This is a genomic window from Arthrobacter sp. K4-10C, assembly GCF_059090085.1.
The window spans coordinates 202,535-216,670 of record NZ_JBNHFI010000004.1 but is presented as its reverse complement, the minus strand read 5'-3'; the positions used below and the strand labels follow the sequence as shown (position 1 = coordinate 216,670).

The window sequence follows — 14,136 nt, the reverse complement described above, 5'->3', positions numbered from 1 at the left end:
ACCTGGCCCCTCGCCGCCCATCGCAGAGGGAGAGGAGGATCCGTGCTGACGCACCGCCCACGCACGCCTTTCCACCTCTTCCGGTCCTCCGCCCTGGCCACCGCAGTCATCTCCCTGGCGGCGGGAGCGCACGTGGCCGGCGGCGGCCTCCTGCCGGCCCCCGGCATCATGCTGGGTGTACTGGCCCTGACCATCCTCGCCAGCACTGCAGCCACCCGTCTGCGGCTCACCCTCCCGGCCATGGCGGCGCTCCTGACCGCGGGGCAGCTCGCGCTGCACGGGTTGTTCACCAGCTTCAGCGCCCCGGCCGTTGCGGCAGGACCTGCCGCCCATCCCGGCCACCAGCATGGCGGAAGCACTGCGGTGCTTCCCGACCTGGTCACAGTGGCGGGGCAGGTCCCCCCTGCCCAAACGGGATCCGTGTCCCTGATGCTGGCCGCGCACGCCTTGGCGACACTGGGCTGCGCGCTCCTGCTGGCCAAGGGCGAAGACGCCCTGTGGGCCCTTGCGGCCTGGCTTCGTCCCCTTGCAGGGCTTCCCCGCACGCAAGCGCCGGGCGCCGTTCCTCCCGTTTTTTCAGTTTTCCCGCCTGCTACCGCTCCCCGCCGTCCCTGGCGGAACCTGCGGCAGGACAGCCGACGCGGCCCGCCTTCCGCCGTCGCGCTTTGCTCCTAACCCGCACCGGGATTCGGCCGGCAGCGGGACTCGAACTTCTGCACCCCCTAACCCGGGCGTGCGCCAGAAAGGCAACCCATGAACACCTCCCTCCTTCGCCGTACCCTGACCACCGCCGCAGCCACGGGTGGCGCCGCAGCACTGATGCTCGCAGCGGCGGGCGGCGCTTCGGCGCACGTCGGCGTGACGCCGGACAAGACCTCCGCCAACTCCTACGCCCTGCTGACCTTCGGGATTCCCCACGGCTGCGACGGATCCGGCACCACCAAGGTGGCCATCACCCTGCCCGCTGAACTCAATGACGCACAGCCCACTGTCAACCCCAACTGGACGGTGGAAAAGGTGACGGAACAACTCGCCGAACCCAGGAAGCTCGCGGACGGCTCGTCCATTACCAAGCGGACCAGCCAGGTCGTCTATACCGCCAAGGCTCCCCTGGCCCACGACCTGCGCGACGCACTGGTCCTGTCCGTGAAGCTTCCTGACGCCGCCGGAACTACGCTTCACTTCCCCACCCTCCAGACGTGCGAGACCGGCCAGACCGACTGGTCCCAGATCGCGAAGGATGGCGAGGACCCGCACTCCCTCGAAGCGCCTGCGCCGTTTATCACCGTGACGGCTGCTGAAAGCTCCGCCGGCCATGCCGGATCAGCGGGCACCTCGCATTCCGCGGGGCATTCCACAGAGCAGACCAGCCAGGCCGAGCAGGCCGCGGCCGTGACGGACAGCGGAGCAGAGGCCCGCAGCTGGGCCGGGCTTGCCGCAGGCGTCGGCGGGTTCATCCTGGGCGGCGCGGCGCTGCTGCGCAGCGGTGCAGGCCGGAAGGCCACGGGCAGCGCGGGCACCAGGTAGCCGAGGCTTTTGATGCCCGGATCATCACGATCCGGGCATCAAAGTGGGCGCCAGGCATCCGGCATCGTTGACGCGGGCAACCGCTGAGGCGAAGGTGGTGGCATGAGGTCTCAGAGAATCTTCCAGGGGATAGCCATGTCGACGGCGGCCGCAGCGGCTGCATTGATGCTCACCGCCTGCGGTCCAAGCCAACCGCAGTCCCAGGCGACGACGACGGCACCGGGCACCGGCACAGCCAACCCGACCGCTACGTCGGCGCCGCCCACGTCGTCTGCAACGCCGCCGGCCACTGCTCCGGAAACGTCCGCTCCTGGGGCGCCGGGGCTGTGCAAGGCGGCAGCACTCACCGCGGCCACCGACGCCTCGGGCGGAGGTGCCGCAGGCAGCGTCTACATGAAACTCAATCTCACCAACACCGGGGCCGAACCCTGCCTGCTCAAGGGCTTCGCTGGAGTATCCCTGGCGGCAGACAATGCCGGCGGCCCCATCGGCGCCCCCGCCGCCCGTGATGAATCAACGCCCGTGACCGACGTCCTCCTGGCGCCTGGCCAGGCCGGCTCCGCCGTACTGCGCTATACCCAGGCCGGAAACTATTCGGACTGCGCCATGGTGGACGCAGCGGGCTACCGCATCTATCTGCCGGAGGACACTGCCTCCCTGTTCCTGCCGCAGCCCACCAAGGCGTGCAGCAACGCCAACATCATGCTGCTCAGCATCGGGGCGTTCCAGCCGGCATAGGACTTCGTCCTGTCCCCTCGGCCCCATCCACACAGACAACTGCAGGCGGTCCGGCTTGGTGCCGGGCCGCCTGCAGTTTGTTGATATGCGTCGCGGGGCCTTGTGCCCGCGGAGTTGTGGCTGAAGTGCCGGGTTAGTGCGCCGTGGTGGTACGGCCAGCGCGGGCGGTGCCCCGGGAAAGGACGAGGCCCAGGCCCAGCATGCCAACACCCAGGACGAAGTGCAGCCAGTTGTCCGCCATGTTAACGGGGACGAAGTTGGCTGCAGTATCCAGCCCGATCAGCAGGCCGTAAAGCCACAGCACCAGGTAGATGGCACCGCCGATCACCAGGTAGTTCCGGGACTGTGCGGCACTGCGGGCCATGGCGATGCCGGCCGCGCCGAACAACAGGTGGACGATGTTGTGCAGCACCGATACCTGGAAAATGCCCAGCAGCATGGCTTCGGACTCGTGTCCGGCGAAGCCCATGGTCTCGTAGTTGCTGGTGACGCCGGGAATGAAGCCCAGGACACCCACCAGGAGGAAGACCGCTCCCACGGCGAGAGCTGCTTTTTGGATGTTGGTACGGCCTACGGTACGACCGTCGGAACTCATGCTTGTCATGATTTCTCCTGCTGTTTGTCGTTTTCGTTTTCCATGGCTGCCGGGCTGCGCCTGACCATAGACTACCCCGACAAAGTAAGTATACTTAGCAACTGCGGCACCGATAGGTCAGGTCTATAACGGACCCATTACAAACTGGCCCCACCAGGGCTTTGAGACCGGAGGCAGGTTGAGTTGGCATGACGTCAATTTGGTTGGACCGCACCGCGGCATTCACGTCCGATCCCTTCGAGCCCGACACCAAATACGACACTGTGGTGGCCGGAGCAGGGCTGACCGGCCTGGTCACCGCACTGCTGCTGGCCCGTTCCGGCCAAAAGGTGCTGGTTCTTGAGGCGCGGCATCCCGGGGCCGTCACCACCGGCAACACCACGGCAAAGGTGACCCTGCTGCAGGGCACGTTCCTGTCCCAGCTCGCCCGCCAGTATTCGCAAAAGCAGGTGCAGGCCTATGTGGATGGTAACCGTGAAGGCCAGGCCTGGCTGCTGCGCTACCTGGACGACCACAAGGTCCCGTACCAGCGCCGGGATGCCTACACGTACGCGGCGACTGCCCAGGGGACGGAGAAGCTCCGCGAGGAGGTGAGCGCCGGAACCACCGCGGGGCTGGCCATGGAATACGTGCGCGACGCCGGCCTGCCGTTCGCCGTGCACGGCGCCGTCCGCCTCCCCGACCAGGCGCAGATCCATCCCATGGAGGTGGTGGACACACTCGTGGCGGACATCCGCGGCCGCGGCGGCACGGTTGTGGGCGGCGTGCGGCTGCGGGACGTCGCCGGGGACCTTCCGTCTGTGGTGCGGACCAGCCGGGGCAGTGTGCGCGCGGACCGGGTGGTGCTCGCAACGGGCATCCCGGTCCTGGACCGCGGCCTGTATTTCGCCAAGCTGAAGCCCAGCCGGTCCTACGCGGCAGCCCTTGAGCTGCAGGAGGGGCAGGAGCCGCCGGCCGGGATGTACATTTCGGTGGAGCAGCCCACGCACTCGCTGCGCGATGTGGAGCATGATGGACGCAGGCTCCTGCTGGTGGGCGGGCACGGGCACCACGTGGGCCGGGCGGAGTCCGAGAAGGCTCATCTGCAAGGGCTGCTCGACTGGACGCGGCAGCATTATCCGGACGCACGAACCACGCACGCCTGGTCGGCGCAGGACTACATGGCCACCAACCTGATGCCGTTCTTCGGCAAGCTGCCCCGCGGCAAGGGCCATGTCTACTTCGGCACCGGCTACAACAAGTGGGGCATGACCAACGCCGTCGCCGCAGCCCTGGGTATTTCCGCCGATATCCTCGGCGGCAACCTGCCCTGGGCGGACACCATCCACCATCGTGTCACGTCGCCGTCCGGGGCGTTCTCCGCCGTCGCACTCAATGCCGGTGTGGCGGCAAAGCTCGCTTCCGGATGGGGGCAGCTGGCAGCGGAAGGCTTGAAAACCGAGGGTGCCCGGGCCCTCAAAAGGGGCAAGGAAGTGCCGGCGGCCCCGCCTGTCGTTCCCGCCGAAGGCGAGGGCAAGGTGTACCGCGAAGGCACCCGTCCGGTGGCCGTCTCCACGGTGGACGGGACCACCTGCAAGCTTTCCGCCGTTTGCACCCACCTCGGCGGCATCGTGCACTGGAACGACAACGAAATGACGTGGGACTGCCCCCTGCACGGCTCCCGCTTCACAAGCGATGGAACACTCCTGGAAGGCCCGGCCACCAAGGACCTGGCGCAGGACGGAACGGCTTGAGCAAAGGTTCCGGGGGTGCCGGCAGTCCTGTCGGTGGCCTGGGGCATCATGGAGGCATGAACCAGGAAAAGTCAGCCAGGGGCGGGGGGCGTTCGGTGGACGCCACGCCCATGGCCCAGTTCAGCAGGCCAACGCGTGAGTGGTTCCTGGGCGCTTTCTCCGAACCCACCCCTGCCCAGGCCGGAGCCTGGAACGCCATTTCCTCCGGTTCGCATGCCCTGGTGGTCGCTCCCACGGGCTCCGGTAAAACCCTTGCCGCGTTTCTGTGGGCCCTGGACCGGTTGCTCAGTTCCGTCCCCGCGCCGGAACCGGAGCTGCCGGCGATGGAGGATGCGGTGTCGGCAGCGTCCAGGCGACCGGCGAAAGGCCGGAGGCCCCGGGCACCGAAGCGCAAGTCCCGCGTCCTCTACATCTCACCGCTGAAAGCCCTCGGCGTCGACGTCGAACGGAACCTGCGCTCCCCTCTGATCGGCATCACCCAGACCGCCAAGCGGCTGGACCTTCCGGCGCCCATGATCACCGTGGGTGTCAGGTCGGGGGACACCACGGCCACGGACCGGCGGGCGTTGCTGAGCAACCCGCCGGACATCCTGATCACCACCCCCGAATCCCTGTTCCTGATGCTCACTTCCAGGGCACGCGAAACCCTCACCGGGGTGGACACGATCATCATCGACGAGGTGCACGCGGTGGCCGGTACCAAGCGCGGCGCGCACCTGGCCGTTTCCCTTGAACGGCTTGATGCCCTGCTGCCCAAACCGGCCCAGCGGATCGGGCTCTCCGCCACCGTTGAGCCCCGGGAACTTGTGGCACAGTTCCTGGCGGGTTCGGCGCCGGTGGAAATCGTTGCCCCGCCCGCCAAGAAAAACTGGGACCTCACGGTGTCCGTGCCGGTGGAGGACATGTCCGATCTCCAGGGCGCCGCCGGTGCCTTTGATTCAGGCCCTGCCTCCGGGCTCCAGCCGCAGGCCTCCATCTGGCCGCACGTTGAGGAGAAAATCGTTGACCTGGTGCTGGCCAACCAGTCAACGATTGTGTTCGCCAACTCCCGCCGGCTGTCCGAACGGCTGACAGCCCGGCTCAATGAGATCTACGCCGAACGGCAGCTGGTGGCGGCCGGCGGCGGCTGGGATGATCCTGGCGCCGGAGGGCTGGAAGCTGCCGGAACTTCAGGGCCCGGCATCCCGCCGTCGGGCGTTCCTGCTTCCACGGCGACGCCCGCGCACATGATGGCGCAGGCAGGCAGCTCGGCGGGCGCGGATCCGGTGCTGGCGCGGGCGCACCACGGCTCGGTTTCCAAGGACCAGCGGGCACTGATCGAGGACGACCTGAAATCGGGACGGCTGCGCTGCGTGGTGGCCACCTCCTCGCTGGAACTCGGCATCGACATGGGTGCCGTGGACCTGGTGGTACAGGTGGAATCGCCCCCGTCGGTGGCCAGCGGGCTGCAGCGCGTGGGGCGGGCCGGCCACCAGGTGGGCGAAGTCTCCCAGGGCGTCCTGTTCCCGAAGCACCGCGCGGACCTCGTCCACACCGCCATAACGGTGGAACGAATGCTGAACGGCAAAATTGAACGCCTCAGCATCCCGGGCAACCCGCTGGACATCCTTGCCCAGCAAACGGTGGCCGCCACCGCCCTGGGGAGCATCGACGTGGAGGAATGGTTCGCCACTGTCCGCCGCTCAGCCCCGTTCGCTTCGCTCCCCCGTTCGGCGTTCGAGGCCACCCTTGACCTGCTGGCCGGCCGCTACCCGTCCGACGAATTCGCCGAGCTCCGGCCCAGGATCGTCTGGGACCGCAACGCGGGGACCATCGAGGGCCGGCCCGGTGCGCAGCGCCTGGCGGTAACCTCCGGCGGCACCATCCCTGACCGTGGCCTGTTCGGCGTGTACATCATCGGAACCGAACTGGAAGGCTCCGCGTCCCCTGCCGGGGACGGCAAACCCACCCCTGCGCCCAAGGGGGGCCGGCGCGTGGGCGAGCTGGACGAGGAAATGGTGTACGAGTCCCGCGTGGGGGACGTCTTCGCGCTGGGTGCCACCAGTTGGAAGATCGAGGACATCACCCACGACCGCGTGCTGGTATCCCCTGCCTTCGGCCAGCCCGGCAAGCTGCCGTTCTGGAAAGGCGACTCACTGGGGCGGCCGGTGGACCTGGGCCGGGCGCTGGGCGCGTTCGTCCGCGAACTCTCGGCCGCCGACGCCGGTCCCGCCACCGAGCGCTGCAGAGCAAGCGGCCTGGACGATTTCGCCGCCAACAACCTGATCCAGTACCTGACGGAGCAGAAGCAGGCCACCGAGGTTGTACCCAGCGACACCACACTGGTGGTGGAGCGGTTCCACGACGAGCTGGGCGACTGGCGCGTCATCCTGCACAGCCCGTTCGGCATGCCGGTACACGCTCCGTGGGCCCTCGCCGTCGGGCAGCGGCTCCACCAGCGGTACGGGCTGGATGGATCGGCCATGGCAGCCGACGACGGCATTGTCCTGCGCGTGCCCATGATGGAGGACGAGCCACCGGGCGCGGAGCTGTTCCTCTTTGATCCCGAGGAACTTGAGCAGATTGTCACCGCCGAGGTGGGCGGGAGTGCACTGTTCGCGTCCCGCTTCCGCGAGTGCGCGGCCCGCGCCCTCCTGCTCCCCCGCCAGACTCCCGGAAAACGGCAGCCGCTGTGGCAGCAACGGCAGCGTTCCGCCCAGCTGCTGGACGTCGCCCGGAAATACCCCACTTTCCCCATCGTGCTGGAAACGGTGCGCGAGTGCCTGCAGGATGTCTACGACCTCCCGGCGCTGAAGGACATCGCAGCATCCGTGGAGCGGCGGGAGCTGCGGATCGTGCAGACCACCACGTCCCAGCCTTCGCCGTTCGCCAAATCCCTGCTGTTCGGCTACGTGGCCCAGTTCCTGTACGAGGGTGATTCACCCCTGGCCGAACGCCGGGCAGCTGCCCTTGCCCTGGATTCGACGCTCCTCAACGAGCTCCTGGGCCGGGTTGAACTGCGGGAGCTGCTGGACGCGAAGGTCATCGAGGCCACGGAACGGGAGCTCCAGCGACTTGCCCCGGACCGGCGGGCACGGGGGCTCGAGGGCGTCGCAGACCTGCTGCGGCTCCTGGGGCCACTGGATCCCGCGGAGGTCGCCGTGCGGCTGGAAGTTGCCGGGGCGGCCGGGGCCACAACGGCGGGGTCCCCGTCCGGGGACGCAGTGGCGGAGGCAACAACCCACCTGGTCGCGCTGCAGCGCGCCAACCGGGCCATCAAGGTGAACATCGGCGGAGTAGAGCGCTTCGCCGCCGTCGAGGACGCCGCCCGGCTGCGGGATGCCCTTGGCGTGCCGCTGCCCATGGGCGTGCCGCTGGCCTTCATTGAGCCGGTGGCGGACCCGCTGAGCGATCTCGTCTCGCGCTACGCCCGCACCCATGGCCCGTTCACCGCCGGGGAAGCTGCAGCCCGGCTGGGACTCGGCGTGGCCGTGGTGGGCACAGCCCTCAAGCGGCTCGCCGCGGACGGACGCGTGGTGGAGGGCGAATTCCGGCCGCACACGGCACCACCGGGGCACGTCCCGGCAGGCCTGGCAGAGGACGACGGCGGAGCGGACTACCCCGCGGAAGCTGGCTACGGTGAGGGCCAGGTGCTGGAGGGCCAGGTACGGGAAGGCCAAGGGCTGGAAGGGCCGGCGGCAGAGGCTCCCGCCCAGCCGGCAAGGCCGGAACTCCCGCACGTCGTGATCAGCGAATGGTGCGATGCGGAGGTGCTGCGGAAACTTCGCCGTCGTTCCCTGGCGGCGCTGCGCGCCGAGGTGGAGCCGGTGGATGCCGCTGCCTACGGCCGGTTCCTGCCAGCCTGGCAGCACGTCCGGGTTCCGGGCGGCGGACGCGGCCAACCGTCGCTTCGCGGCCTGGACGGCATCATTACCGCCATTGACCAACTTTCCGGGGTGCCCGTTCCCGCCTCCGCGTGGGAGCCACTCATCCTTGCCAGCCGGGTGTCCAACTACCAGCCCGCCATGCTGGATGAGCTCATGGCCGCCGGAGAAGTCCTGTGGTCCGGGGCCGGAGCCCTGCCGGGAAATGATGGCTGGATCAGCCTGCATTTGGCCGACTCGGCCGAGCTCACCCTGAACCCCAATCCGGAGTACGAGCCGGGCGGCGCCGGCCAACGCCTGCTGGACCATCTACGGACGAACGGCGGCGGCTACTTCTTCCGCCAGCTGACGGAGATTGCCGGTGGCATGGATTCGGTGCTCAGCGACCAGGAGGTGGTGACGGCCCTGTGGGAGCTGGCGTGGGCCGGCCGGATCACCGGGGACACCTTCGCCCCCGTCCGTGCCCTGATTGCGGGCGGCCATACCGCGCACCGCCAGGTGGCACGGGCACCGCGGGCAAGGGCGCCACGGCCCAGCAGGCTGGGCCGTTCCCACGGCACCGGGCTGATGGGATCGGCTGGTTTGGCCGGCGGGCGCTACGGAAGCTCCGGCGCTGCGGCAACTCCACCCTTGGCAGCAGGCAGGTGGTCTGCGCTGCCGGAACCGGAACTGGATCCCACCATCCATGCCCGCGCCACTGCCGAACTCCTGCTCGACCGCTACGGCGTTGTCACCAGGGGCTCCGTCATGGCCGAGCAGATTCTGGGCGGCTTCGGCCTGATGTACAAGGTGCTGGCCAGGCTGGAGGAAGCCGGGCGCTGCCGGCGGGGCTACTTCATCGAGCATCTGGGAGCAGCCCAGTTTGCCGTGCCCGCCACCGTTGACCGGCTGCGCTCATACGCGGAGGACACCCAGCTCGCCAAACCGGAGCCCGTCGCCCTGGCACTGGCCGCCACCGACCCCGCCAACCCCTACGGCGCCGCCCTGCCGTGGCCCGCCGTGCAGGACGACGCAGGAACCGGTCACCGTCCCGGACGGAAGGCGGGCGCGCTTGTGGTCCTGGTGGATGGGGCGCTGGTCCTCTACGTGGAACGGGGCGGCAAGACATTGCTGGCCTTCAGCGACGACGAAGCCATCCTGGGTGCAGCGGGCGCGGCCCTTGTGGGCGTCGTGACGCGCGGCGCGGTGGACAAGCTGGTCATGGAGAAGGTAAACGGGCACGGCATCCTGGACACCCCGGTGGCGTCCGCCCTCGGTTCCGCAGGCGCGTACTCCACCCCGAAGGGGCTGAGGATCCGTGCCTGAGGGCGACTCCGTCTGGCGGGCGGCAAACCAGTTGCACAAAGCCCTGGCGGGGCAGACCCTGCTGGCCTCCGACTTCCGGGTCCCGCGGTTCGCCACCCTGAACCTTGCCGGCTGGACGGTGGCGGAGGTGGTGCCCCGCGGCAAGCACCTCCTGATGCGCGTGGTGGGACCGGACCAAAAGAGACTCACCATCCATTCGCACCTAAAGATGGAAGGCACCTGGCAGATCTATCCGCCCGGCGGCAGGTGGCGGAAACCCGGGTACACGGCCAGGTGTGTTTTGCGCACAGCGGCCGCGGACGCCGTCGGGTTTTCACTGGGCATCGTGGAAGTGGTGGCCACGGCGGACGAGGACTCCATTGTGGGATTCCTCGGTCCGGATGTCCTGGGCCCCGACTGGGACCTCGACGAAGCCGAGCGCCGGGTCCGCTCGGCACCGGAGGTTCCGGTGGGCGTGGCACTCCTGGACCAGCGGAACCTCGCCGGCATCGGCAACATCTACCGCTGCGAGGCGTGCTTCCTCTCCGGGGTACATCCCGCTACTCCCGTGTCGGATGTGGCTGACGTGCGGACCATGATGACGGACGCCAAGCAGCTGCTGGAGGTGAACCTGGGGTCAGGCCGCCGCGTCACCATCCTCAACGCCCGCGGAATGCCCGTGGGACGGATGGCGGGGCGGCCCGGCTACTGGGTATACCGGCGCGAGCACCAGCCGTGCCTGAAGTGCGGAACCCCTGTCCGTCGCGGGCTGCTGGGGAAACCGAACGGCGACGAGGAACGAGACATCTACTTCTGCCCCCAATGCCAGCCGGAACCGTCAGCGCCCGCATGATGGCAAAGGGTTTCAGGGAACGGTGGCAGGAGCCTCGTCCGCGGTCCTGGGGAGTGCGGCAGGGACCATGAACCGCGGCAGCAGCAGCTGCACCAGGGGTCCGATGGCCAGCGCGTAGACAACGGTTCCCACGCCCACCGAGCCGCCGAGAAGCCATCCGATGGCCAGGACGGTCACCTCGATCAGCGTGCGGGACAGGCGGACGGACCACCCGGTGCGCCTTGCGAGGCCGGTCATCAGCCCGTCCCGGGCACCCGGGCCAAAGCGGGCGCCGATGTAGCAGGCAGACGCAATGCCGTTGAGCAGGACGGCGCCGGCGAGCAGCCCAATCTGGCCAGCGAGGTGTGAGACGGCGGGGATCAGGGCCAGTCCGACATCTGCGAAGACACCAACCAGGACGGCGTTGCAGAGCGTTCCGAAGCCGGGCCTCTGCCGCAATGGGATCCACAGCAGGAGCACCAGGAAGCTCACAATTATCACCACCAAACCGATGCTCATCCCCGCCCGGTTCGCCACGCCCTGATGGAAAACATCCCAGGGGTCCAGGCCGAGCCCGGCCCGGATGAACATGGCCAGGGAGATGCCATACATGGCGAGGCCGGTGAAGAGCTGGAACAGTCTGCGGGACAACATGGTTTCAGCCTCCCACGCAACTGGCTTTCGATTACATAGCCAGTTTGAGACACTGGCTACATGGCGCCTTCCCTGAATGCCGCAGCACTGTCACGCCTCCTGGGCTTCTGGAACAACGGGACCGCCCCGGCATACCGTGAACTGGCGGACGTGGTCCGGCTCCTCATCCTGGACGGCCGGGTGCCGCTGGACACGGCACTGCCCAGCGAGCGCGCCTTGTCCGCAGCGCTGGGCCTCAGCAGGACCACGGTCACGGCCGCCTACACAAGCCTTCGTGAACAGGGCTTCCTCAGCAGCGGGCAGGGCAGCAGGGGCAGGACCCGGATCCCGGACCTGCACCCTTACGGACCGGCGCTTTTGGGCCCCGCCAAACGAAAAGGGGCCCAGGCCATGGCAGCACCCGGCCTGGCAGCGCCGGAAGGGCTGCTTGACCTGGCGTACGCGGCACTGCCGGCCAGCGGAGAGCTCGTACACCGGGCCTTCGCCGCGGCGCTCACCGAACTTCCAGCGCTGCTGCCGGGCTTCGGTTACGACGCAATCGGTCTGCTTCCCCTCCGCCAGGCGGTCGCCGACCGATACACGGCAGCAGGGGTGCCCACGCACGCCGGGCAGGTCATGGTGACGTCGGGCGCCCAGCACGCACTGACCATTGTGATCCGCACCCTGGCCGACCGGCAGGACCGGGTCCTGGTGGAACACCCGAGCTATCCCAATGCCCTGGACGCCATCCGGGCCGCCAAGTGCCGCCCCATTCCTGTCGCCTTCGCGGCAGGCGGCTGGGACCTGCCCGCGCTGGAAACCGCCCTCGCCCAGCAGCGCCCCAAGATTGCGTACATGGTGCCGGACTTCCACAACCCCACCGGCATGGTAATGCCGGACTCCCAGCGCCGGAGGCTGGTCCGCGCCGCAACTGCGGCCGGCACGATCATGGTGGCAGATGAGACGCTCCGCGAATTGAACCTCGACGGCGTGGCCACCACGCCGCTTGCAGCCTTCAGCCCCGATGTGGTCACCATCGGCTCGCTCAGCAAGTCCCACTGGGGCGGCCTTCGGACCGGCTGGATCCGGGCCTCCGAAGCGATGATCCGGCGGTTCGCCGCGGCACGCACCACCGTAGATTTGGGCGGTCCCGTCATGGAACAGCTTGCGGCCGCGCATCTGGTCCGGTCGCTGGACGAACCGCTGCCGGCGCGGCTGGCGTCACTTCGCACCAACCGGGCGGCGCTGCTCGAACTGCTGGGCGGGCATCTGCCGGAGTGGGAAACCCCGGTGCCCGCCGGCGGCCTGTCGGTCTGGTGCCGCCTGCCCGCACCTTCCAGTACCGCACTGACAGTTTTGGCGCCGGAATTCGGCATCAGGCTGGCCGCAGGACCGCGGTTCGGGATCGGCGGTGCTTTCGAACGGAACCTCCGCCTGCCCTTCACCCTGCCGCCCGAACAGCTGGAGGCCGCGGTGCTGGCACTGCGCGCCGCCCAGGACCGGCTCAACGCAGCCCCCCAGCTCCGCCGGACCCTGACCACCGCACCGGAAGCGGCGATCGCCTAGGGCGAGGGCAAGGGGCTAGGAGTACACCCGCTCCAGGAAGCCACCCCAGGCCTTGGCGGTAGTCTCCGGATCCCCGGAGCCGCTGAAGTCGTGGACGGTCATCCCGACGGGGGCGCCCCAGGCGTTGCGGCCGAAGAAGCGGTACATGGCGTCCCCGGTGCGCAGGCCCAGGAAGTGCTCGTTGGCGAAGTCCACTTCCCCCGTGAGCCGCCCGACGCCGTCGAGCTCCACGTCCACCGGCGAGCCCTGCTGTGCGGACGAAAGACCCAGGGCCTTGCGGAGCTGTTCAAACCCGTCCGGCACCTGGGAGGCAGCAGGCCCCTGGATGTCGGCGAAGACCACCGGCTTGCCATCGAAGTGCTGCAGGTACTGGCCCAGCGTGTGCAGGTAGAACTCGGTGTGCCGGCTGGCGCCGTCGTACTGCTGGTCCCAGTCGTCCGCGAAGATGCCGCTGTGGACGTAGTGCAGGCGGGCGCGTCCGCCGTCGAGCGGCTCCAGGACGTGCTCCAGCTGGTTGAACCAGCCGTCGGGACCGTCCATCCGGGAGACCAGGTGCGTGGGGTATTCCGTGACAGTCTTGACGTCCGGCCACTGGTCCGTAGGGAACATCCAGCCGGGGGTTCCGGTGGTGACGGCCTCCCACACCCGCTCCGGCGTGCCGGGGAGTTCGGTGTCGTAGACGATCTCGAAGTTGCGGTTGTCAGTCATTGTCCTGCTCCTTGCTTGAGGTTGTGTGATTGGTCGTTTTGAGTGCGGGGTGCAAGGCCACCACCAGCCGGTGCCGGCGCCCCCGGGAGGAGGCGCCGCCGTCGTGGTACCTGTCCACCAGCCGCGTCACCGCCACCCCCAGCTCCTCGGCGAAGGCGGCGCGGTCAGCGGCGGTGCGGAAGGTGATCTCGCCGTCGATGGCGAAGGTGGCAAGGTTCTGGCGGGCTGCCGTGGCGCCGGCGATCAGCTTCCCCATCTCCTGCACCATCCGGCCGGCGAGGGCCAGCAGCCAGAAGGCTGAGAACCGGTCCGCGAAACGGCGGGGATCCGGCGACACAGAGGCGAGCGCCGAGGGCGAGATGAGGTAGGACGCCGCCGTGGCCTGGAGTACGCGCTCGGTCACATTGCCCTTGCGCCGTTCCTCCACCAGTTCCACCAGGCCGTGCCGTTCGAGGGCCTTGAGGTGGTAGTTGACCTTCTGCCGGGGCAGCCCGACCTTCACTGCCAGTTGCGTGGCCGATCCGGGCTGCGCCAGTTCGCGGAGGATCCGGGTCCGGATGGGATCCAGCGACGCCTCGGCCGCCGCCGGGTCTTCGATCACTTCGATGTCCTGCATGCTCCAAGTATCGGGACCGACAACTTTTATTGTCAAGAACT

11 protein-coding genes are annotated in these 14,136 nt (G+C 68.6%); 7 read left to right on the top strand and 4 right to left on the bottom strand.

What is annotated here, in order from left to right; genetic code table 11:
* Positions 1 to 42: 42 nt before the first annotated feature.
* From AC5RUU_RS07205 to AC5RUU_RS07195, 3 genes are all read left to right on the top strand, one after another.
* Positions 43 to 675 (top strand): hypothetical protein, encoded by a 633-nt coding sequence (locus tag AC5RUU_RS07205; RefSeq protein WP_493974522.1) that lies wholly within the window; start codon positions 43 to 45, stop codon positions 673 to 675.
* A gap of 78 nt (positions 676 to 753) precedes the next feature.
* The gene (locus tag AC5RUU_RS07200; protein WP_493974521.1) at positions 754 to 1,527 is read left to right on the top strand and encodes a YcnI family copper-binding membrane protein; all 774 of its coding nucleotides are present in this window, start codon (positions 754 to 756) and stop codon (positions 1,525 to 1,527) included.
* Between the two features lie 102 nt (positions 1,528 to 1,629).
* Positions 1,630 to 2,265 carry a DUF4232 domain-containing protein gene (locus AC5RUU_RS07195; RefSeq protein ID WP_493974520.1) on the top strand — a complete coding sequence of 212 codons (636 nt, stop codon included), beginning with the start codon at positions 1,630 to 1,632 and terminating at the stop codon, positions 2,263 to 2,265.
* Positions 2,266 to 2,398: 133 nt separating this feature from the next.
* On the opposite strand, the gene AC5RUU_RS07190 is transcribed toward AC5RUU_RS07195, so the two are convergent.
* Positions 2,399 to 2,860 (bottom strand): DUF4383 domain-containing protein, encoded by a 462-nt coding sequence (locus AC5RUU_RS07190; protein WP_493974625.1) that lies wholly within the window; start codon positions 2,858 to 2,860, stop codon positions 2,399 to 2,401.
* Positions 2,861 to 3,048: 188 nt separating this feature from the next.
* On the opposite strand from AC5RUU_RS07190, the gene AC5RUU_RS07185 reads away from it, so the two are divergent.
* From AC5RUU_RS07185 to AC5RUU_RS07175, 3 genes are all read left to right on the top strand, one after another.
* On the top strand, positions 3,049 to 4,593 hold the full coding sequence (locus tag AC5RUU_RS07185; RefSeq protein ID WP_493974519.1) for an FAD-dependent oxidoreductase: 1,545 nt from the start codon (positions 3,049 to 3,051) through the stop codon (positions 4,591 to 4,593).
* 110 nt (positions 4,594 to 4,703) lie between these two features.
* Entirely contained in the window at positions 4,704 to 9,761 is a 5,058-nt protein-coding gene (locus AC5RUU_RS07180; RefSeq protein WP_493974624.1) for an ATP-dependent helicase, read from the top strand.
* Entirely contained in the window at positions 9,754 to 10,593 is an 840-nt protein-coding gene (locus AC5RUU_RS07175; RefSeq protein WP_493974518.1) for an Fpg/Nei family DNA glycosylase, read from the top strand. The genes AC5RUU_RS07180 and AC5RUU_RS07175 overlap by 8 nt, the downstream gene beginning before the upstream one ends.
* A gap of 12 nt (positions 10,594 to 10,605) precedes the next feature.
* Here the strand turns inward: AC5RUU_RS07175 and yczE are convergent, their stop codons facing one another.
* Positions 10,606 to 11,226 (bottom strand): membrane protein YczE, encoded by a 621-nt coding sequence (gene yczE / locus AC5RUU_RS07170; protein ID WP_493974517.1) that lies wholly within the window; start codon positions 11,224 to 11,226, stop codon positions 10,606 to 10,608.
* Between the two features lie 60 nt (positions 11,227 to 11,286).
* Here yczE and yczR point away from each other — a divergent pair, with 60 nt between their 5' ends.
* The gene (gene yczR / locus AC5RUU_RS07165) at positions 11,287 to 12,771 is read left to right on the top strand and encodes a MocR-like transcription factor YczR (protein WP_493974516.1); all 1,485 of its coding nucleotides are present in this window, start codon (positions 11,287 to 11,289) and stop codon (positions 12,769 to 12,771) included.
* Between the two features lie 15 nt (positions 12,772 to 12,786).
* Here yczR and AC5RUU_RS07160 read toward each other — a convergent pair whose 3' ends face one another.
* On the bottom strand, positions 12,787 to 13,479 hold the full coding sequence (locus AC5RUU_RS07160; protein ID WP_493974515.1) for an SRPBCC family protein: 693 nt from the start codon (positions 13,477 to 13,479) through the stop codon (positions 12,787 to 12,789).
* On the bottom strand, positions 13,472 to 14,095 hold the full coding sequence (locus tag AC5RUU_RS07155) for a helix-turn-helix domain-containing protein (RefSeq protein ID WP_493974514.1): 624 nt from the start codon (positions 14,093 to 14,095) through the stop codon (positions 13,472 to 13,474). Before AC5RUU_RS07155 ends, AC5RUU_RS07160 begins: the two co-directional genes overlap by 8 nt.
* Positions 14,096 to 14,136 lie beyond the last annotated feature (41 nt).